Annotated in this window: 15 protein-coding genes and 1 tRNA gene; 11 read left to right on the top strand and 5 right to left on the bottom strand. The window is 62.7% G+C overall.

Going from position 1 to position 21573, the window contains the following annotated elements; translation table 11 throughout:
* Nucleotides 1-40: 40 nt before the first annotated feature.
* Together O0880_RS01615 and ada are read right to left on the bottom strand one after the other, a co-directional pair.
* Entirely contained in the window at nt 41-730 is a 690-nt protein-coding gene (locus O0880_RS01615) for a 2OG-Fe(II) oxygenase (RefSeq protein WP_289884714.1), read from the bottom strand.
* Nucleotides 727-1782, bottom strand: coding sequence for a bifunctional DNA-binding transcriptional regulator/O6-methylguanine-DNA methyltransferase Ada (gene ada / locus O0880_RS01610; protein WP_071321894.1), 1056 nt, complete (start codon nt 1780-1782; stop codon nt 727-729). Before ada ends, O0880_RS01615 begins: the two co-directional genes overlap by 4 nt.
* 181 nt (nt 1783-1963) lie before the next feature.
* Between ada and hutC the strand changes: the two genes are divergently transcribed.
* The 8 genes from hutC to O0880_RS01570 all read left to right on the top strand — a co-directional run bounded on the left by hutC (nt 1964) and on the right by O0880_RS01570 (nt 12505).
* Nucleotides 1964-2683 carry a histidine utilization repressor gene (gene hutC, locus O0880_RS01605; RefSeq protein ID WP_289884711.1) on the top strand — a complete coding sequence of 240 codons (720 nt, stop codon included), beginning with the start codon at nt 1964-1966 and terminating at the stop codon, nt 2681-2683.
* Between the two features lie 316 nt (nt 2684-2999).
* On the top strand, nt 3000-6344 hold the full coding sequence (locus tag O0880_RS01600; RefSeq protein ID WP_289884709.1) for a PAS domain-containing hybrid sensor histidine kinase/response regulator: 3345 nt from the start codon (nt 3000-3002) through the stop codon (nt 6342-6344).
* 72 nt (nt 6345-6416) lie between these two features.
* Entirely contained in the window at nt 6417-6878 is a 462-nt protein-coding gene (locus O0880_RS01595) for a response regulator (protein WP_071321892.1), read from the top strand.
* 291 nt (nt 6879-7169) lie between these two features.
* A complete protein-coding gene (gene trxA, locus O0880_RS01590; protein ID WP_071321891.1) occupies nt 7170-7496 on the top strand; it encodes a thioredoxin TrxA in 327 nt (108 codons plus the stop codon).
* A 155-nt stretch (nt 7497-7651) separates the two neighbouring features.
* Nucleotides 7652-8914 (top strand): transcription termination factor Rho, encoded by a 1263-nt coding sequence (gene rho / locus O0880_RS01585; protein ID WP_010401543.1) that lies wholly within the window; start codon nt 7652-7654, stop codon nt 8912-8914.
* Nucleotides 8915-9142: 228 nt separating this feature from the next.
* Nucleotides 9143-9412, top strand: coding sequence for a type B 50S ribosomal protein L31 (locus O0880_RS01580; RefSeq protein ID WP_010401544.1), 270 nt, complete (start codon nt 9143-9145; stop codon nt 9410-9412).
* A gap of 179 nt (nt 9413-9591) precedes the next feature.
* Nucleotides 9592-11316 carry a glycosyltransferase gene (locus O0880_RS01575; protein ID WP_289884703.1) on the top strand — a complete coding sequence of 575 codons (1725 nt, stop codon included), beginning with the start codon at nt 9592-9594 and terminating at the stop codon, nt 11314-11316.
* 214 nt (nt 11317-11530) lie between these two features.
* Nucleotides 11531-12505, top strand: coding sequence for a choice-of-anchor A family protein (locus O0880_RS01570; protein ID WP_232251027.1), 975 nt, complete (start codon nt 11531-11533; stop codon nt 12503-12505).
* A 98-nt stretch (nt 12506-12603) separates the two neighbouring features.
* Here the strand turns inward: O0880_RS01570 and O0880_RS01565 are convergent, their stop codons facing one another.
* Nucleotides 12604-14283 carry an AMP-binding protein gene (locus O0880_RS01565; RefSeq protein ID WP_289884702.1) on the bottom strand — a complete coding sequence of 560 codons (1680 nt, stop codon included), beginning with the start codon at nt 14281-14283 and terminating at the stop codon, nt 12604-12606.
* A 154-nt stretch (nt 14284-14437) separates the two neighbouring features.
* On the opposite strand from O0880_RS01565, the gene O0880_RS01560 reads away from it, so the two are divergent.
* On the top strand, nt 14438-16798 hold the full coding sequence (locus tag O0880_RS01560; RefSeq protein ID WP_289884700.1) for a DNA polymerase II: 2361 nt from the start codon (nt 14438-14440) through the stop codon (nt 16796-16798).
* Between the two features lie 275 nt (nt 16799-17073).
* Nucleotides 17074-18390, top strand: a complete 1317-nt coding sequence (locus O0880_RS01555; protein ID WP_071321885.1) for a hypothetical protein — start codon at nt 17074-17076, stop codon at nt 18388-18390.
* 67 nt (nt 18391-18457) lie between these two features.
* Here the strand turns inward: O0880_RS01555 and O0880_RS01550 are convergent, their stop codons facing one another.
* The gene (locus O0880_RS01550; protein ID WP_071321884.1) at nt 18458-20428 is read right to left on the bottom strand and encodes an APC family permease; all 1971 of its coding nucleotides are present in this window, start codon (nt 20426-20428) and stop codon (nt 18458-18460) included.
* 148 nt (nt 20429-20576) lie between these two features.
* Here O0880_RS01550 and O0880_RS01545 point away from each other — a divergent pair.
* Nucleotides 20577-20663, top strand: a tRNA-Leu gene (locus O0880_RS01545).
* 238 nt (nt 20664-20901) lie between these two features.
* On the opposite strand, the gene O0880_RS01540 is transcribed toward O0880_RS01545, so the two are convergent.
* On the bottom strand, nt 20902-21405 hold the full coding sequence (locus O0880_RS01540) for a hypothetical protein (protein WP_289884696.1): 504 nt from the start codon (nt 21403-21405) through the stop codon (nt 20902-20904).
* Nucleotides 21406-21573 lie beyond the last annotated feature (168 nt).

Here is a 21573-nt window from a genome sequence, read left to right as displayed (position 1 = left end):
TGCCATGTAATCCCGGAAACTCAAGCGCCACGCATCCGCTTCAGCCCGCATCGTGGAAAATGATGCCCAGGGTATGGCGCGAGCCCGAACGCAGGCGCGACACGCCGTGCCGCATGTTGACGCGGTAATTGCCGCGCGTGCCGTTCACGGGGCGCTGCGCCACGGGAAAGAGCACGGCGTCGCCCTGCGCCAGCGGCACCACCTCGGCACGCGACTGCATGCGCGGGCGCTGCTCCGTCAGCACGAACTCGCCGCCCGTGAAATCCTCGTGCGGGCGCGACAGCAGCACGGCCAGCTGCAGCGGAAATACGTGTTCGCCATACAGGTCCTGGTGCAGGCAGTTGTAATCGCCTTCGCGATAGCGCAGCAGCAAGGGCGTGGGCCGCGCCTGCCCCGCCGCATGGCAGCGCGCGAGGAAATCCGCATGCGCCAATGGAAAGCGCGCATCCAGGCCCAGGCTGGCCTGCCAGCGGTTGGCAATCGGCGCCAGGCGCGGATACAAGCCCATGCGCAGGGCGGCCACCGCATCCGGCAGCGGATAGGCAAAATACTGGTACTCGCCCTGTCCAAATCCATGGCGCTGCATCACCACGCGACTGCGAAAGCGCGACGCGTCGTCATATAGCGCCGCCAGCGCGGCGCAATCCTCCCCGCTCAGCAAGCCAGGCACGACGGCGCAGCCATATTGATTCAGCTCATCCTCGATGCGCTGCCAATCGAGCGCCCTCACCGTTCGCCCTCGCGTTCCAGCAGCGCCTGCTTGCGCTCCACGCCCCAGCGGTAGCCGGACAGGGCGCCATCGTTGCGCACCACGCGGTGGCAGGGGATGGCGATGGCCAGCGCATTCGCGGCGCAGGCGCCCGCCACGGCGCGCGCCCCGTTCGGCGCGCCGATGCGGCGGGCCAGTTCGGCATAGCTGACGGTGCTGCCGGCGGGAATCTCGCGCAAGGCTTGCCACACGCGCTGCTGGAAGACGGTGCCGCGCACGTCGAGCGGCAAGTCCAGGCCCAGGCCCGGCGCCTCGACCAGGCCGACGACGCGCGCCACCGTCTGCTCGTACTCGGGCTCGGCGCCGCGCAGCTCGGCGCGGGGAAAGCGGTCCTGCAAGTCGCGCAGCAGCACTTCCGGGTCGTCGTCGATGAGGATGGCGCAAATGCCCTTGTCCGTGCTGGCCACGAGGATGGCGCCCAGCGAGCAGGCGCCGATGGCAAAGCGGATCACGGCGCCGCTGCCGCCGTCGCGGAAGGCGCCCGGCGTCATGCCCAGCAAGCCCGGCGTGGCGGCATAGAAGCGCCCGCTGGAATTGAAGCCGGCCGCATATAAAGTGTCCGTGACGTTCGCGGCGCCCTGCAAGCCGGCCTTGAGCCGCTCGCCGCGCCGCGCCGCCGCATACGCTTTCGGCGTGATGCCCGTGTGCGCCTTGAAGACGCGGTGAAAGTGAAAGCGGCTCATGCCGGCGGCCCTGGCAAGGCTGTCCAGGTCGGGCAAGTCGTCGCTGGCGTCGATCAGGCGGCAGATGTCGGCCACGACGGCCGCCTGGCGCTGGGCCAGCGGCGGCTGGTCGGGCTTGCAGCGCAGGCAGGGCCGAAAGCCGGCCGCTTCCGCCGCGGCACAGCTGGCGTGGAAAGCCACGTTGCGGCGCAAGGCGGGACGCGCCGCGCAAGAGGGCCGGCAATACACGCCCGTCGTGCGCACCGAATAATAAAAGACGCCGTCGGCGTCAGGCGCGCGCCGCTGCACGCCGTCCCAGCGTTCGTCGTCGGTCAGATAAGCGTGTTCCATGGCGGACTCCCTGCAAATAGATAGTAAGTAGCCAGCATAGCCAGCGCCGCCGGACGCCACACTCCGGCGCTTGCTTTTGAATTCAAAAAAAGGCTGGCGGCGCCTGCCTTGCTCGGTGCTAAAATCGTTCATCGCGCCTCCGCCCGGAGGCGCGCCCAGCCCGCGCTTCGGAGAAACCGCATTGGACGATCACATTACACAAGAAAATACGCCCATTTTCCAGCGCATCAAGGATTTTCTGCTGGCCGGCATCGCCGCCGGCCGCTGGAAGGAAGGTGACGTCATTCCTTCCGAGCAAGCGCTGGTGAAGCAATTCGGCGTTTCGCGCATGACCGTCAACCGCGCCGTGCGCGAACTGACCAGCGAGCAGGTGCTGACGCGGCGCCAGGGATCGGGCACTTATGTGGCGCAGCAAAAATACCAGGCGACCTTGTTGGAAATCAAGAGCATCGCCGATGAAGTGCGCGCGCGCGGGCATATCCACCGCAGCAGCTTGCAGTTGCTGGAACGCACCAAGGCATCGGATTTGCTGGCCAAGCAATTCGGCATGGTGCCGGAACACCCGCTGTTTCATTCGCTGATCGTGCACTTTGAAAACGGCGTGCCGATCCAGGTGGAAGACCGCTGGGTCAATCCCGACTGCGCGCCCGACTACATGACGCAGGACTTTTCCAGCATCACGCCGAACGAGTACCTGATGGCGGCCGCGCCCCTGCAGGGCGCCACCTACAGCATCGAGGCGCTGTCGGCGCCGCGCGACATCGCCGAAATGCTGGCCATCGACACGAAACAGGCGTGCCTGGTGCTGCGTCGCCAGACGCGCTCGGGCGGCAAGATCGCCTCGATCGCCACCATGTGGCATCCGGGCCACCGCTATCAGTTCGCCGGCAGCTTCGCCTGAAGCCACGCCTTGTGATTCAGTAGCATGATTTCACGCAAACTTTCTCACGAATTCTCACCAAATCGCGAATAAATCGGCCATTCCGGGGCAAAAAAATCCCCGTTTTGGCCGTTTCGGAACTTAAATACTCCGAGTAAATATTCGATGCTATAGTTGCCGCCAGAAAGCGCCACGGGCGCGTATTTGCGTGCGCGTCCTGTCGTGCCAGCCCTGTCCAATCACGCCCCAGAAAGGGATGCATTTGTCGTCTTGCAGCCACACGAGTTTCAGCGCACCACGCCGTCGGCGCCTTGCGCTGCGCAGGCTCGCTCGTACGATGCTGGCTGCGGGCATCCCCCTGACCCTGCCCGCCTTGGCGCAGGCGGCCGCGTCCGTCGCCGCGCCTGTGCTGCTGTGGCCGTTTGCCGCGGCCAGCGCCACGGCCCTGGCGGGACTGGCTTGCTGGCAAGCCTGGCGCTGGCGGCAACAGGTGCAACACCTGCAGCTGCCGCCCGACCGCATGGCCGGGCCGCATGCCACGCAAGCCTTGCGCGGCGCGGCCATGACCGGCTGGACGTGGCGGCGCCAGTCCGACCAGCTGCTGTTCGCTCCCCAGTACCAGGATTTGCTCGGCGACAAGAACGCCAGGCTCGCGCACACGCTGGCCGATTGGCTGGCCGAAGTGCACCGCGATGACCGCGCGCGCCTGAGCCAGATATTTCACCAGCATATAGACGGCCAGGCGCCAGGCAGCTTCAGCTGCGAATTTCGCCTGCGCCACAGCGATGGCCACTGGCGCTGGCTGCTGGCGCGCGGCGCCGTCCTGACGCGCGCCTCCGATGGCGCCGCCACCCAGGCCAGCGGCATCGTCTGCGACATCAGCGAGCGCAAGGCGGACGAGGAATCGCGCATGCGCTGCATGCTCGAAGCGGCGCCCGAAGCGATGCTGGTGGCCGATATCGACGGCAAGGTGCACTACGCCAACCAGATCGGCGCGCGCTGCTTCGGCTACCCGCTGGCCGAACTGATCGGCATGTCGCTGGAGCAGCTGGTACCGGAAAGCACGGCCAGCCACTCGGCCAGCGACCCGCAAGCACGCCACAGCCTGCCAGGCAGGGTGATGATGGCGCGCCGCCGCGACGGCACGCATTTCCCGGCCAAGGTCAGCCTGTCGCCGCTGCGCATGGCCGGCCAGGTGTTTTCCATCGTCTCGCTGCGCGACATGACGCAGCGGCAACGCGCCGAGGAAGCGCTGCACGCCAGTTCGGAGCGCTATCGCCTGATCGTGCAGACGGCGGCCGAAGGCATCTGGATGACGGACGGGGATGGCAAGACCACCTTCGTCAACCCGAAGATGGCGCATATGCTCGGTTACACGGTGCAGGAAATGCTGGGCCGCCCCATGCTCGACTTCATGGACCGCGACAGCCAATTGCTGATGCAGCGCCGCCTGGCCAGCCACGGCAGCCTGGCCAGCCAGCCGGACCAGGTCGACTTCCGCTTCTTCCGCAAGGACCTGTCCAGCCTGTGGGGCCTGCTGTCGAGCACCAGCATCCAGTCCGACAATGGCGAGCCGGGCGGCACCCTGGCCATGATCACCGACATCACGGAACGGCGCCAGGCCTCGATCGCCCTGTCGAATTCCAGCCAGCGCATGGCGTCCGTCTTCGGCGCCGTGACGAATGGCCTGGTGGTGCAGGACAGCCGTGGCCACATACTGGAAAGCAATGCGGCCGCCGCGCGCATGCTGGCGGCCAGTCCGGCCGGCAACAGCCTGTGGCAAGCCATCCGCGAAGATGGTTCCGCCTTCGACCAGCGCAGCCACCCCGTGCACATCACCCTGTCGACGGGCGAAGCCATGCGCGACGTGCTGATGGGCGTGCAGCAAACGGACGGCAGCCTGTCATGGCTGTCCGTGAACACGGAAGCGATCCGCGACGAATACGGCAAGGTCAGCATGGTGGTGGCCAGCCTGACGGACATCACGTATCACAAGCGCAGCGAGAGCGCCTTGCGCGAGCTCAATGAACACCTGGAAGAACGGGTGGCGCAGCGCACGGAGCAGCTCGACCAGGCCAAGCAGGTGGCGGAAGAGGCGAGCCTGGCGAAAGGACAGTTCCTGGCCAACATGAGCCATGAAATCCGCACGCCGATGAATGGCGTGATCGGCATGGCCTACCTGGCGCTGAAGACGGAACTGGAACCGCGCCAGCGCGATTACCTGGAAAAGATCCGCTTTGCCGGAGAACACTTGCTGGGCATCATCGACGACATCCTCGACATTTCGAAGATCGAGGCGGGCAAGCTGGAAATCGAACGCGTCAACTTCAGCTTTGACCACGTGGTGCAGACGCTGATGACGGTGGTGGCGCCGCGCGCGGCCGGCAAGAACCTGGAACTGGTGTTTGAAATCGACCCGCAACTGCCGGCCGTGCTGGTGGGCGACCCCTTGCGCCTGGGGCAAGTACTGATCAACTACGCGAACAATGCCATCAAGTTCAGCGAACAGGGCAGCATCACGGTCAAGGTCCACAAGGTCATCGGCGACGCCAAGCACTGCCTGGTGCGCTTTGAAGTATGCGACCACGGCATCGGCCTGTCGCAGGATGAAATGAGCAAGCTGTTCCAGTCATTCCAGCAGGCCGACACGTCCACCACGCGCGAGTATGGCGGCACGGGCCTGGGTCTGGCCATCTGCAAGCAGCTGGCCCAGCTGATGGGCGGCGACGTCGGCGTCGACAGCCGTCCCGGCGCCGGCAGCACCTTCTGGTTCACGGCCAACCTGGGCATTTCCGACCAGGCGGCGCCGGCCATGCTCGACAGCATGGTACAGACGGCGGCCGCCATGCGCGCCAGCGCCGATGCGGCCCTGGTGATGCGCACGCTCAAGCATGCGCGCATCCTGCTGGTGGAAGACAACACCTTCAACCAGCAAGTGGCGCTGGAACTGCTGGAAGAAGCGGGCGCCTCCGTCTGCCTGGCCAACAATGGCGAGGAGGCGCTCGACCTGCTGCGCCAGACGCAGTTCGACTGCGTGCTGATGGACGTGCAGATGCCGCTGATGGATGGCTTGCAGGCGACACGCCACATCCGCGCCGATCCGCAGCTGGCGCACCTGCGCGTGCTGGCCATGACGGCCACGGCCACCAGCGAAGACCGCGTGCGCTGCCTGGACGCCGGCATGGACGATTTCATTTCCAAGCCCATCCAGCCGGCCATGATGTACCAGACCATCGCCAGCTGGCTGCCGGCGCGCGAGACCCCGCCCCCGCCCGCCCGCAGCCGCGCCGCGCCCGCCTTCAAGACCACGCTGGCCGGCGACCCGCAAGTGATCGACCTGTCCATCCTGGCCAAGTTGCTGGGTTACAACCCGGAAAAAGTGCGCAAGTTTGCCTTCAAGTTCCTGCAAACGACGCAGGATGGCTTTGGCGACATCGACGCCGCCCTGGCGCGCGGCGACGTGCACCAGGTGCGCGAACTGGGGCACCGCATCAAATCCTCGGCCCGCACGGTGGGCGCGCTGGGCCTGGCCGAACTGTGCCACAGCCTGGAAACCCTGCCGCCGGGCGAACCGGCCGAGGAAGCAGAACGGGCGCGGCGCATCGTCACACGCCTGTGGCCCCTGCTGGAACAGATTACCGAACAAATCATGAACAACACCAGCTTTGCCAATGACGACTAGCCACCGCCAACGTCCATTGCAGCCGGGTACCGGCATCGGCCACGATGCAGCCTACACACAGAAAGACAGCACATGAACAACGCATCCAAACAACACATCGAGGCCCAGGCTCAGGCAAGCGAGGCGGCGCCGCTGCGCGTGCTGCTGCTCGACGACGACGTCTTCATGCTCGACGTGCTCAGCGACATGCTCGAGCAGCTGGGCGAGTTCGATATCCGCTGCGAATCGCACAGCGAGCTGGCCCTGACCACCCTGCAGCAGCACCAGCCGGACTTGCTGATCTGCGACCTGTCCATGCCCGACATCGACGGCATCGAATTTCTGCGCATGGCGGCCGACAACGGCTTCCGCGGCGGCGTCGTCCTGCTGTCTGGCCTGCATTCGGCCGTGCGCCTGGCGGCGGAGCGCCTGGCCGTGGCGAATGGCCTGCATATATTAGGCACCTTCCGCAAACCGATGGAAAGCGCGGAATTGCAGCTGATGGTGAACTTGCAACTGCAGAAAACGGCCCGCCTGGCCGGCATGCAAGCCTAGTCCTGCCTGCTGGCCCGCACGCCGCAAGCCAGCAGGCATGCGGCTTTGCGGACCAGCCACGGCGTTCGGGGACGATCTGCCTCAAGTTTTTCTGCAATAATCGCCACGCTTTGAAAAAATGGGTTATTATTTCAGCCATCCCCGCCTGCATACCTCTGGTCGCACCTTCCAAGAACATTGAATTCGTGCCCATTGTCCCCATCTTCTAGTTGCATTCCAGGAAGCATGGATGGCGAACCAGCGTATGGTTAATTCCAGGCATTATTGATCCCACCCTCATTTGAGGAAAATATGAGCGAAAATATCAAACACATTAGCGATGCATCTTTTGAAGCAGACGTCCTGAAATCCGAATTGCCAGTCCTGGTGGACTTCTGGGCAGAGTGGTGCGGTCCCTGCAAGGCCATCGCTCCGATCCTGGAAGAAGTCGCCAAGGAATACGCGGGCCGCATCCTGATCGCCAAGATGGACGTTGACGCCAACCAGGCAGTGCCTGCCAAGTTCGGCATCCGTGGCATCCCGACCCTGATCCTGTTCAAGGATGGCGTGGCAGCGGCGCAAAAAGTCGGCGCCATGGCCAAAGGCCAGTTGACCGCTTTCGTCGACAGCAACATTTAATGTATGATAGGCAGCGCTGCGCCCGCAGCGCCGCCTGATTGGATCGTCCGGGAAGCGGCTTTCGTACCATTCGTGCAAAACCTTCCCCAATAATTAATCAAGCCACGCAGTCCCCTCCCCTACCTTTACATCCCGTCTCGGGACACTCAACACATATGCATTTATCCGAACTAAAGGCCCTACACGTATCCGCCCTGCTTGAGATGGCGATCGGTCTTGACATTGACAACGCAGCCCGCTTGCGCAAACAGGAGCTGATGTTCGCTATCCTGAAAAAACGCGCCAAGTCCGGCGAACAGATTTTTGGCGATGGCGCCCTGGAAGTGCTGCCTGACGGCTTCGGCTTCCTGCGCTCGCCTGACGCCAGCTACATGGCGTCCACCGACGACATTTACATCTCCCCTTCGCAAATCCGCCGCTTCAATCTGCATACCGGCGATTCGATCGAGGGCGAGGTACGGACCCCGAAAGATGGCGAACGCTATTTCGCACTGGTCAAAGTAGACAAGGTCAACGGCGAATCGCCGGAAGCCTCGAAACACCGCATCCTGTTTGAAAACCTGACGCCGCTGCACCCGAACGAGCCGCTGCGCCTGGAACGTGAAATGAATGGCCAGGAAAACATCACCGGCCGCATCATCGACCTGATCGCCCCGATCGGCAAAGGCCAGCGCGGCTTGCTGGTGGCGTCGCCGAAATCCGGCAAGTCCGTGATCCTGCAGCACATCGCGCATGCGATCACGGCCAACCACCCCGATATCACGCTGATCGTGCTGCTGATCGACGAACGTCCGGAAGAAGTGACCGAAATGCAACGTTCGGTACGCGGCGAAGTCGTCGCCTCGACCTTCGACGAACCGGCCACGCGCCACGTGCAAGTGGCTGAAATGGTGCTGGAAAAAGCCAAGCGCCTGGTCGAAATGAAAAAAGACGTGGTGATCCTGCTCGACTCGATCACCCGCCTGGCCCGCGCCTACAATACCGTCATCCCTGCCTCGGGCAAGGTGCTGACCGGCGGTGTCGACGCCAACGCGCTGCAACGTCCAAAACGCTTCTTCGGCGCCGCGCGCAATATCGAAGAAGGCGGCTCGCTGACCATCATCGCCACGGCGCTGATCGAAACGGGTTCGCGCATGGATGACGTGATCTTTGAAGAATTCAAGGGTACCGGCAACATGGAAGTGCATCTGGAACGCCGCCTGGCTGAAAAACGTGTCTATCCGGCAATTAACCTGAACAAATCGGGTACCCGTCGCGAAGAACTGCTGATCAAGCCGAACGAGCTGCAAAAAATCTGGATTCTGCGCAAGTTGCTGTACTCGATGGACGAGATCGAGGCGATGGAGTTCATTCTGGACAAGATGAAGGCGACGAAGAACAACGCCGAATTCTTCGACATGATGCGCCGGGGGGGGTAAACCTACTGCGCGTCCCGCTCTACGGCCTGCTCGCTACGGTTTCCCGCTCCCCGGTGCCGGATCGTAGTGCAAGCCGCTCATTGAGCGGCTTTCTTATTGCCTGCCGTCCGAAAGCGCTATATAATCGACGGTTGCATTATTTTAAACCCTGGCAAGTGATCGGCAATCGGGTCAAGAAGCAAGACGACCGACGAAGTGCTGTTTGGCTACCTACTTAGAGAGAATCCCATGAAAGTCGATACCCATCCAGAATACCGCGAAGTTGTTTTCCACGATCTGTCGTGCGATTTCAAATTCGTTACCCGCTCGACCATCCAAACCCGCGAAAAAATCACCCACGACGGTAAAGAATACCCACTGGTGAAGATCGAGGTTTCGGCTGAATCGCACCCATTCTTCACGGGCAAGCACAAAATCGTCGATACCGCTGGTCGCGTCGAGAAGTTCCGTCAGAAGTTCGGTACCGTTGGTTCGAAAACCGCAGTCGCAGCAGGCTAATTTTTGCCGCTCGGCGGCAAAAAAGGGCAGCTTCGGCTACCAGAGAAAAGGCAGCCTCGGCTGCCTTTTTTGCCTTTGGCCGCTTTACCGGCTTTCCTTCCCGCTTTACTTTATACTGCCACTGCCGCTGACCCGACGCCATTTCTCGCGTCTTACCATTTTTACTGATACCACCATCGATGAAGCCAGTCCGCCTTCCCGCCGCTGCCACACTCGCGCTGCCACGATGGGCCTTGTTTGCGCTTGGCCTGCTCTACATCCTGCCCGGCCTGATCGGCCGCGAACCGTGGAAGAACGATGACGCCGCCAGTTTCGGCATCATGTGGACCATGGCGCATGGCGGCCTGAACGACTGGCTGTGGCCCAACGTCGCCGGCCTGTCGCTGCCCGATGAAGGGCCGCTGGCCTTCTGGCTCGGCGCCATCTTCATCAAGCTGTTTGGCTGGATCGACGGCGACGTGTTCGGCGCGCGCATGTCCACCATCGGCATCTTCGTCGTCAGCACCCTGTCCGTCTGGTACACCGCCTTCAACCTGGGCCGCCGCGGCGACGCCCAGCCGCTGCGCCTGGCCTTCGGCGGCCAGCCCGAGCCGGACGATTTCGGCCGCACCCTGGCCGATGCGGCCGTCCTCATCTACCTGGGCTGCCTGGGCTTGCTGCAGCACAGCCACGACATCACGGCCGAGGCGCTGTATGTTTCCCTGATGGCTTACCTGCTGTACCGCGCCGTGCGCTACGTGGAAGGTCCGTCCGTGCGCAATGCGGCCCTGCTGGGCCTGGCGCTGGGCGGCCTGACCCTGACGCGCGGCTGGATCACGCCGGCGGCGCTGACCATCGCCATGCTGCTGTGCACCGTGTTCCTGCGCCTGCCGCTGCTGCGCAGCGTGCGCCATCTGGCGCTGGCCGTGCTCGTTGCCGTGGCGCTGACGCTGGTGTGGCTGCTGCCGGGCGAACTGCTGCAGCCCTATGGCCAGTCGCCGCTGCAAGCGTGGATGGAGTGGAATTGCCGCCAGTTCAGCGCCCCGAGCCTGAAAAGCGTGCAGTATTTCTTGCGCGTCGGCATCTGGTTCTTCTGGCCCGCCTGGCCATTCGCCGCCTGGGCCGTGTATGCCTGGCGCCGCCAGCACCACGTGCTGCACATCGTCGTGCCGCTGACCTTTGTCGCCATGCTGGCCATCCTCGGCCTGTGCCATCCCGATCCGGACCCGAGCCAACTGCTGCCCCTGCTGCCGCCGCTGGCCGTGATGGCCGCGTTCGGCCTGCTGACCATGAAGCGGGGCGCCATCAACGCCATCGACTGGTTCTCCGTGATGGTGCTGACCATCTGCGCCTTCGTGCTGTGGCTGTTCTGGTTCGCCACCCTGACGGGCTGGCCGCCGCGCCTGGCCTACAACGCACTAAAACTGCTGCCTGGATTCAAGCCCGAACTGGAACTGGTGGCCTTCTTTGTCGCCGCCTGCGTCAGCGCGGGCTGGGTGGCGCTCGTGCACTGGCGCATCTCGCGCCAACCGGCCGTGCTGTGGCGCGCCGTCGTGCTGTCGTCCGGCGGCCTGATCCTGATCTGGGTCCTCATCATGACCCTGTTCTTGCCCGAACTGAACTACAGCAAGAGCTACACCAGCGTGGCGCACCAGATTTCCGTCAACGTGCCACCAGGCAGCACCTGCATCAACAGCAATGTCGGCGCGGCGCAACGCGCCACGTTCGCCTACTACGGCCATTTGCCGTTTGCCGGCGTGGAAAAGCAGCACTGCGACCTGTTCCTGTTGCAAGACAGCATCAAAGTGCCCGATAACAAGGAAAAGCTGCCCGAACACCACGGCGCCGACTGGATCAAGCTGTGGGAAGGACGCCGCCCCACCGACAGCGTGGAACGCTTCCGCCTGTACCAGCGCGTCAAGTAAGCATGTCGCAGCGAAAAAACCGGGCCTGGCCCGGTTTTTTTATGCCCGGCAAGCAAATGACGGAAGCGGGAAAAGTGTTGCTTTAAAATATAGTTAATTACATAAATTGAACTAAAATTGTTTTTTAGATTATAATGATGGCCAGCGTGATGGCGGTGTCCTTGCTTTCCCGCCTATCCGTCCAATCTATACTTTGAAAGTCCACATGAAATCGATGTCCTTTGCAGCTCGCTCCCTCCCGCTCATCAGCGCCGCCCTGTTCGCCATGGCGTTCAGCGCATCGGCCCAGGCGACCGTCGTTGACCTCGGCGTCGCGAACGGCTACTCGGCCTTCATCTTTGGCAATATCGGCAATAGCGCAACGAGCGGCTTTACCAGCGTTGGCGGCAGCCTGGCCGCCGGTGGCAACATTTACCTGAACAACTACTCTGTCGGCACGAACAAGAACGCCACCAGCAGCGCGACGACCATCGTCGCCGGCGGCAACCTGAACACGGGCTGGGGCACCATCAACGGTTCGGCCGTGTATGGCGTGAGCAATCCCAACGCCACGTTGACGGCGCCACAATGGTTCCCAACCGGCAACATCAGCAAGGGCAACGCGTCCACGCTGGACTTCGCTGCTGCCAAGCAACAACTGACGACCCTGTCGGGCGACGTGGCCAAGCTGCAATCGACCGGCACCGTGATCTCGCAATACGGCGGCTTCAAGCTGGTGGGCGACATCAACGCCGACGTGAACATCTTCAATATCGATGCAACGAACCTGCACAACCTGACGCTGGACCTGTCGTCGCTGAAAAGCACGGCCAGCATCATCATCAACGGCACGGCCAGCGAAATCATCATGAGCGGCGGCTTCGACAACTTCAGCAACTATGCCGATCGCACGCTGTATAACTTCGCCAACGCCACCAGCACCAGCCTGACCAATGCCGGCGTGACGGGCAGCATCCTGGCGCCGAAAAGCACGTTTTCGGGTTCGGGCAGCCTGAACGGCACGCTGATCGCCAATTCGGTCATCGCCGGCAATGGCCATGTGTCGATGAACGGTTCCGGCTTCAACACCGTGAACGTGTCGCCCGTGCCGGAACCAGGCACCTACGCCATGCTGCTGGCCGGCCTGGGCTTGCTCGCCTTCATGCGCCGCCGCACGCCAGCGCGCGCACCGCAAGCCGCGATGGCCTAAGCTTTACGCTGCATCACTAAAAAAACACCGGGCCGCGCGAGCGTCCCGGTGTTTTTTTATGTGCGACAGGAAAGTAACCGCGCTTACGGCCGCCGCGCTTAGTCCGTACCGAGGCCCAGATCCGTCGCCACCTGTTTTCGCAGCAAGTATTTCTGGATCTTGCCCGTCACCGTCATGGGGAATTCCTCGACGAAGCGCACGTAGCGGGGAATCTTGTAGTACGCGATCTGGCCATCGCAGAAGGCGCGGATATCCTCGCTCGTGGCCTGCGTGCCGGGACGCAAGATGATGCAGGCGCACAGCTCCTCGCCATACTTGGCATCGGGCACGCCCACGCATTGCACGTCGAGCACGCTCGGGTGGCGGTACAGGAATTCCTCGACTTCGCGCGGATAGATGTTTTCGCCGCCGCGTATCACCATGTCCTTCGAGCGGCCGACGATGCTGCAAAAGCCGTTCTCATCGATCACGGCCAGGTCGCCCGTGTGCATCCAGCGCGCCGTGTCGATGGCTTCGGCCGTCTTTTCCGCGTCGCCCCAGTAGCCCTGCATGACGGAATAGCCGCGCGTCAGCAGCTCCCCTTTCTCGCCGCGCGGCACGATGCGCCCTTCCGCGTCGATGATCTTCACTTCCAGGTGCGGATGCACGCGGCCGATGGACGAGACGCGCATCTCGCGCGGGTCGTCGATAGACGTCTGGAAGCTGACGGGCGACGTTTCCGTCATGCCATACGCGATGGTGATTTCCGCCATGTGCATCAGCTCGATGACCCTCGTCATGACTTCCATCGGGCATGGCGAGCCGGCCATGATGCCTGTGCGCAAGTTCGACAGATCGTATTGCTTGAAATCGGGATGGTCGAGGATGGCGATGAACATGGTCGGCACGCCATGCAGCCCCGTGCAGCGCTCGGCCTGCACCGTTTCGAGCACGGCCTTCGGGTCGAAGCCTTCGCCCGGGTACACCATGGCCGCGCCGTGCGTGACGCAGGCCAGGTTGCCCAGCACCATGCCGAAGCAATGGTACAGGGGCACGGGGATGCACAAGCGGTCCTGTTGCGTCAGGCGCATGGCTTCGCCGATGAAGAAGCCGTTATTCAGGATGTTGTGGTGCGTCAAGGTGGCGCCCTTGGGCGCGCCCGTGGTGCCGGAAGTGAACTGAATGTTGACGGCGTCGTCAAACTGCAAGGTGGCGCTGATGTCTTCCAGGTGCGCCAGGTCGGCCTCGGTGATGCCGTCCATCAAGGCGTCGAAGTTGTGCATGCCTGGCGTGGCGGCCGCGCCCAGGCGGATGACGTGGCGCAATTGCGGCAGGCGCGGCGACTGCAGGGCGCCGGCACGCGTACGGGCGATTTCCGGCACCACGTCCTGCACGATGGCCAGGTAGTCGCTGGACTTGAAGCTGGGCGACAGGATCAGCGCGCTGCACTGCACCTTGTCGAGCACGTATTCGAGTTCCGAACGCCGGTAGGCGGGATTGATATTGACCATGATCAAACCGGCCTTTGCCGTGGCGAACTGGGTCAGCACCCATTCCGCGCAGTTTTGCGACCAGATGCCGATGCGCTCGCCCGGCTGCAAGCCCAGCTTCAGCAAGCCGGCGGCCAGCCGGTGCACGCGCTGCTGGAATTCGGCGTACGTCCAGCGCACGTTCTGGTGCGCCACGATGAGGGCGTCGTGCTGGCCGTAGCGGGCCGCGATGCCGTCCAGGTAGGCGCCGATGGTTTCCCCGATCAACGGCGTCTCGTGGGCGCCGTGTACATAACTCATTGCTTGCATACCGTCTCCAGGCTGGTGGCGCGACGCGCTCTTGTTATGGTGATAGACATCGATAGCAAAAATTATAGCCGCATACGCACCCGTCCTGTGCCGGCTTGCTGTAATGTGCAGGCCGGTGCCACACTACCGGGGGCACGCTACACACACGACAGGCATGGACAGCACAGCACCCCCACCCGAACAGGGCTTTATCCTCACCCGCCACTGGCGCGACACGCGCGCCGGCACGGAGGTCGATCTGTGGCTGGCGACGGATGCCGGGCCCCGCCACGTGCGCCTGCCCGTGCAGACGGCCGTCGCCTTTATCCCCATGGAACAGCGCGCGCAAGCGGAATTGCTGCTGCGCGGCGAACGCCATGTGGAGCTGCGGCCCCTGTCCCTGTCCGACTTCCATCACCGTCCCGTGCTGGGCCTGTACTGCAAGCAGTACCGCCACTTGCTGAAGCTGGAAAAACAGCTGCGCGCGCATGGCGTCGACGTCTACGAAGCCGACATCCGGCCTTCCGAGCGCTACCTGATGGAACGCTTCATCACGGCGCCCGTGTCGTTCAGCGGCGACCCGCTGCAGGAAGTGCAGCTGAAACCGGCGCCCGGCTACCGTCCCGCCCTGAAGCTGGTGTCGCTCGACATCGAGACGACGGCCCATGGCGAACTGTATTCGCTGGCCCTGGAAGGCTGCGGCCAGCGCCAGGTCTACATGCTGGGGCCGAAAAACGGCGACGCTCAGGTGCCCGACTTCGACCTCGAATACTGCGACAGCCGCGCACAGATCCTTGAGCGCCTGAACACGTGGATGGAACGACACGACCCGGACGCCATCATCGGCTGGAACCTGGTGCAGTTCGACTTGCGCGTGCTCAGGGAACATGCCGAGCGCTACAACATACCCCTGAAGCTGGGACGCGAGGGCGCCGTCATGGAATGGCGCGAGCATGGCGGCAAGCAGGAGCATTACTTTGCCGCCGCCGCGGGCCGGCTGATCATCGACGGCATCGAAGCGTTAAAATCGGCGACGTGGAATTTTTCCTCGTTCAGCCTGGAAAACGTGGCGCAGACGCTCCTGGGCGAAGGCAAGTCCATCGACAATCCCTACCAGCGCATGGCCGAGATCGACCGGCGTTTCCGCGAAGACAAGCCGGCGCTGGCCCGCTACAACCTCAAGGATTGCGAGCTGGTCACGCGCATCTTTGCGAAAACCGAACTGCTGACCTTCTTGCTGGAGCGGGCCAGCGTGACGGGGCTGGCGGCCGACCGCAGCGGCGGCTCCGTGGCCGCCTTCGAACACCTGTACCTGCCGCTGATGCACCGCCAAGGCTATGTGGCGCCCAACCTGGGCGACGTCTCCGGCGACAACAGCCCGGGCGGCTTCGTCATGAATTCGCAGTCGGGCCTGTACGATTCCGTGCTGGTGCTCGACTACAAAAGCCTGTACCCGTCCATCATCCGCACCTTTTTGATCGACCCCGTGGGCCTGGTCGTGGGCACGCGCGGCGATGAGGCGGAAACCGTGCCCGGCTACCGGGGCGCGCAGTTTTCGCGCGTCAAGCACTGCCTGCCCGCCATCGTGGAACAGGTGTGGCAGGGCCGCGAAGTGGCCAAGCGCGAGCGCAACGCGCCGCTGTCGCAAGCGCTGAAAATCATCATGAACGCGTTTTACGGCGTGCTGGGATCGAGCGGCTGCCGCTTCTTCGACCCGCGCCTGGCGTCGTCGATCACCCTGCGCGGCCACGACATCATGCACCGCACGCGCGAGCTGATCACGCAGCAAGGCTACCAGGTCATCTATGGCGACACGGATTCCACCTTCGTGTGGCTGAAAACCGCGCATACGGATGAAGAGGCGGGCAAGATCGGCCGCGCCCTGGTGACGCATGTGAACGCCTGGTGGGACCAGTATCTGCGCGAGGAATTCGGCCTGGAAAATGCGCTGGAACTCGAGTTCGAGACGCATTACCGGCGCTTCCTGATGCCCACCATCCGCGGCTCGGAAGAGGGCAGCAAGAAACGCTACGCGGGCCTGGTGGGCAAGCCGGACGGCAGCGAGCAGATGGTCTACAAGGGACTGGAAACGGTGCGCAGCGACTGGACGCCGCTGGCGCAGCAATTCCAGCAAGCCTTGTACCTGCGCATCTTCCAGCGCGCCGCCTACCAGGACTACGTGCGCGACTACGTGGCGCGCACCGTGCGCGGCGAATTCGACGCTTTATTGGTCTACCGCAAGCGGCTGCGCCGTCCGCTCGACGATTACCAGCGCAACGTACCGCCCCACGTGCGCGCGGCGCGCACGGCCGACGCCTACAACCTGGCGCAGGGCCGGCCGCTGCAATACCAGAATGGCGGCTGGATCAGCTATGTGATCACGGTGGCAGGGCCGGAACCGCTGGAAACGCAGCGCTCGCCCATCGACTACCACCACTACCTGACGCGCCAGCTGCAGCCGGTGGCCGATGCGATCCTGCCCTTCCTCGGCGACGACTTTTCGCGCCTGGTGTCGGGGCAGCAGGATTTGTTTTAGATCAATTTTGCTGACCAGCACTGCCAAGCTGAGGTAATATCGGCGCCTGCCGGACGTAGTCTGGCCCTGTCCGCGGGCGTTGCGCGCGGCGGCAGCGTAAAATACGCCATGGCGAAAGAATAAGAGCTCCACCGCAGAAGAAGATGCCGTTCCAGACGAGAATCGTTCGCAACATGATTTTCCCCACTGTAATGGCGCATAATTTACAACTATGTTGAACCAGCGGGCAGCAGCATCAGCCACCTGCCCTGCTAATTTTTGAATGAATTGACACCATGACCGAGATCACGTCCTTAAGAGACATCCCGCAAAAAAATATCTTCCGCAAGGGCGACACCTTTGTGCTGTTCGGCGAGCTGTTCGGCCGCGGCTATGTAAATGGCTTGCTGGACGAAGCGCGCAAGGCGGGCATGAATATCGTCGGCATGACGGTCGGCCGCCGCGATGAAAACATGGCGCTGCGTCCGCTGAACGCGGAAGAGCTGGCGGAAGCCGAAGCCAACCTGGGCGGCCGCATCATCAACGTGCCGCTGATGGCCGGTTTCGACCTCGACGCGCCAGCCGGCGAACCGACGCCGACGGCCCTGCTGGCCGACATGACGCTGAAAAGCTGGCAAGAGGACAAGCTGGACTGGGCACAGATCGAACGCTGCCGCGAAGCCGGCATCGCCCGCTTCAGCGCATCCGTGGCGAAAGCCATGGCCGAGCTGGACAGCCTGATTCCTGACGGCAGCAATGTGTATTTCGCCCACACCATGGCCGGTGGCATTCCGAAAGTCAAAGTCTTCCTCGCCATCGCCAACCGCATCTACAAGGGCCGCGGCGAGCGCTTCATGTCCTCGCGCGCCCTGCTCGACAGCGACCTGGGCAAGCTGATCCTGATGAACTTCGACGAAGTCACGGCCAACACCCTGCAGCACCTGATCGACGGCAGCGCCGCCATCCGCGCCCGCATCGAGCAAACGGGCGGCCAGGTGCGCTACAGCGCCTACGGCTACCACGGCACCGAGATCTTGATCGACGGCAAGTACCAGTGGCAAACGTATAGCAACTACACGCAAGGCCTGGCCAAGATGCGCCTGGAAAACGTGGCCAAGGCCGCGTGGGAAAAAGGCATCAAGGCCACCGTCTTCAACTGCCCGGAAATCCGCACCAACTCGTCCGACATCTTCGTTGGCGTGGAGCTGTCGCTGTTCCCCCTGCTCGACGCGCTGAAAAAAGAAGGCGGCGCGGCCTGGGCCGAAGAACAGTGGAAAATCTGCCAGGGCTTGCTGGAAGACGGCGTCTCGCTGCAAGACTTGCTCGACCGTATCGCCGCCTACAATGGCGACGCCACCAGCGTGCAGTTCCGCAACTTCGCCGCCTGGCCGATGGACAACACGCCGGAGCTGGCCGAAGTCATGATCGGCACCTCGGACGACATCACCAAGCTGCACAAGGACCGCAAGGAACTGATCACCGACCACCTGAGCTCGCTGGTGCTGGAAGGCACGGGCCCGCTGATGTTCCACGCCATGTCGGAACCGCAAGCGCCCGTCATCTGGCTCAACCACGACATCATCGCGCGCCAGCTGAACTCGGTACATAACTGAATCTAGTCCTGCCGCACCGACAACGCCGTCCCGCGCCTGTGCCTCGCACGTGCGCCTGGGGCGGCGTTTATACTTTCATCGGCAGTATCACCATCTGCAAGCCTTCCAGGTGCAGCCTGCGCTGCACGGCCAGCGAGGCCTGGTTGTGCAGCACCCGCGTGGTCCAGTTATCGGTGGTGAAAATCAGCTTGCTGGTGAAAAAGATGGAATTGGGAAATTCCTCGTTGATGGCTTCGCACAGTTTCGTGATTTCATCGACGGCGTCCGTGCCGAAGCCCAGGTAGGACGAGGACGCCATGCCGTGGCTGTGGCAAAAGTCGACGAAGAATTCCAGCGTGTCGGCCGCTTCTTGGCGCATCTGCGCCATCGCCCCCTCGCCGCCATACGCGTGCGAATCGACGGTGCGCGCGTTGACGAACAAGAAATTCTTGAAATGGCCAGGGAACATGCGCTGCACCCACAGCAGCGCGTGCAGGCCGCCGCCGCGCGAGGTGCCGACGATGAACACGGCCGTCTGCGCTTCCGGCTCCGGCTCGAGCGGCACGATGGGGTCCGTGTTCGCGCCGAACGGCTGGTGCGCGAAGACTTCGTCCACTTGCAAAATCGCCTGCTTGGTGCGCCGGTAATGGCGGCGGATGGCGATGCACAGGGCCGCGATGGCGGCGATGATCAGCACCGTGGCCCAGCCGCCCTGCATGAAGCGCTCGTACAGCAAGATCACCAGGATGCCGGCGCAGATGATGAAGCCGACCAGCGACAGCAGCAGGCGGCGCAGCCAGTGCGTGCCCGGCACGCGGTTGCGCAGCCAGTACAGGCACAGGCCGAACAGGGAAATGGCGAAGGTCAGGAAGACGGAGATCGAATACAGCACCACCAGCAGGGTCACGCTGCCGCCCGTCCAGAACAGGATGGCCAGCGCCGCCACGCCCATCACGACGATGCCGTTCTGCGTGACGAGGCGCGTCGACAGGTAGCGGAACTTGTGCGGCACCCAGGAATCGGCCGCCATGTTCGACAGCACGGACGGTCCGCCCAGGAAACCCGTGTTGGCGGCGACGAACAGCAGGCCCGCCTCGAAGGCCAGCACGATCACCAGCAGCGCCTGGTTGAGCATCTCGCCGCCCAGGCCCATGCTGGCGATGATGGTCTTGAAGGTCGACGCGTTCAGGGTCTCGCCCGGCGTGGGCGTGGCGTTCCACAGCAGGTACAGCAGGATGATGCCGCCCGCCGTGAAGGCCAGCGACAGCGCCATGTAGAGCATGGTGATCTTGCCGGTGCGCACGCGCGGTTCGGCCAGCAGGTTGACGTTGTTCGAGACGGCTTCCAGGCCCGTGTAGGTGCCGCCGCCCTGCGAATAGGCGAGCAGCAGCATGCCGGCCACGCCGGCCCAGCCGATGCTGCCGGCCAGCGCCTTCGTCTCGGCCATGGTCACGGGCAGCAATTCGGGCAGGTGCGAAGCGTGCGCGATGACGCCGTAGACGATCAGCACCAGGTGCGTGATGACGAAGCCGATGAAGATGGGCAGCAGGATCTGGATCGCCTCCTTGAGCCCGCGCAAGTTCATGATGATCAAGAGCCCGATGAAAAACATCTCGGCCCACAATTTGTAGGGCTGGAAGCCCAGCGGCAGGAACGAGGCCAGCGCATCGACGCCCGAGGCGATCGAGATGGCGATCGTCAGCACGTAGTCGAGGATCAGCGCGCAGCCGGAAATGAGGCCCATGTACGGGCCCACCAGCTTGGTGGCCACGCGGTAGCCGCCCCCGCCCGTGGGAAACAGCTCGATCACCTGGTTGTAGGCCAGCGCGATGATGAAGACGGTGACGGCCGTGGCCAGCGCCAGGTACAGGCCCAGGTGCGCATGCTCGCCCAGCGCGCGGAAGGTTTCCTCGGGGCCATACGCCGACGAGGACAGGCCGTCGGCGCCCAGTCCCACCCACGCCAGGAACGCCACCAGCGCCATCGAATGGCGCGTCTCGACCTTCATCGGGTCGAGCGGCTTGCCGAGGATAATTTCGCGTATCTTCTTGTGTCTCATGCGTCAGGCCGGCCTGCGGCGCCGGCATCGGGCTTGGAATACCGCCGATCATACCCGCAAACAAGCATTGCGGAATGCTTATGCAAAACACACGCCAAGCAAAAAACTTGCCGGATTGTGACAAATCAGTGATAATGCGTCTCGCGTTGCCGGGATGGCGGAATAGGTAGACGCACGGGACTCAAAATCCCGCGCTGGAAACAGCGTGCCGGTTCGATTCCGGCTCCCGGCACCACAGAACACATCAAAGAGATACCGATAGAGCCATTAAATCCCATGCAATCAAGGATTTAGTGGCTTTTTTCTTGTCCAGCCACTCCCCATTAAACCCGATAAAAACCGCGGCCCATTACGCACTGACGATGCATGGACGGGGGATTAATCGCCTCGTTCAGAAAACGTTCGGCCGGCTGGCACGCAGATAATCTGACCGGCTCCATGCTGCGAGCAAACGGACACGGTCAGATGCCTTATCACCGCCCCACCCTTTTATAGAGGGCGGCCAGAACATCGCTCAACAACTCGTAATCCCCTTTCATTGCGGTGAAGGCGCGCTGTTCTCTTGCGTAGCCATTTATGAGTTTGGAGTGTGATGTCGCTGCAGCTGCCTTGGCTGAGTCCAGAGCCAGCTCGGCAAGGAGCAAGGTGACCGAGGCATCATTCAGAAGCGGTCCGATTCGCCGGATTTCGCTATGCACGAACTCTTGATACTCATCAAATTTTTGTTTGGCCGCTTCTTCGGCAGCCTGGACACTGTGCAACGAATCATAAAAATCATGGACATGGCTGATGATCGCGTCAAACGCGGTCTGATCCTTGCACCGGACGATCCGAAGATCGGAAGCCACAAAGTTGTGTTCTTTGCCTGCATCGTCGATGCAGGCAACCACTTTATCATCCGGCCAAAGACCCGTCACCGTATAGACATCTTGTCCCATACCATAAACAATCACCACATCGCCTATCTGCGCATTCATGCCCTCTCCTGAAATAATGCAATCAGCCATAAATAATACGTGAAGCAAAGCTCGAAATATAAGCTTGCATAAAAAAACCCGCTTATGCGGGTGCTGGATGTTACGGCTGCGAGAATGACCGGCATGGACACCCGCGATAAACGCCAAGTCTATCTATTGCAAACTACG

Origin of the sequence: Janthinobacterium sp. SUN118 (assembly GCF_030397695.1) — a bacterium.
GTDB lineage: Bacteria > Pseudomonadota > Gammaproteobacteria > Burkholderiales > Burkholderiaceae_D > Janthinobacterium.
Note: the sequence above shows the minus strand (reverse complement) of the source record. Positions and strands in the feature narration are given on the sequence as shown.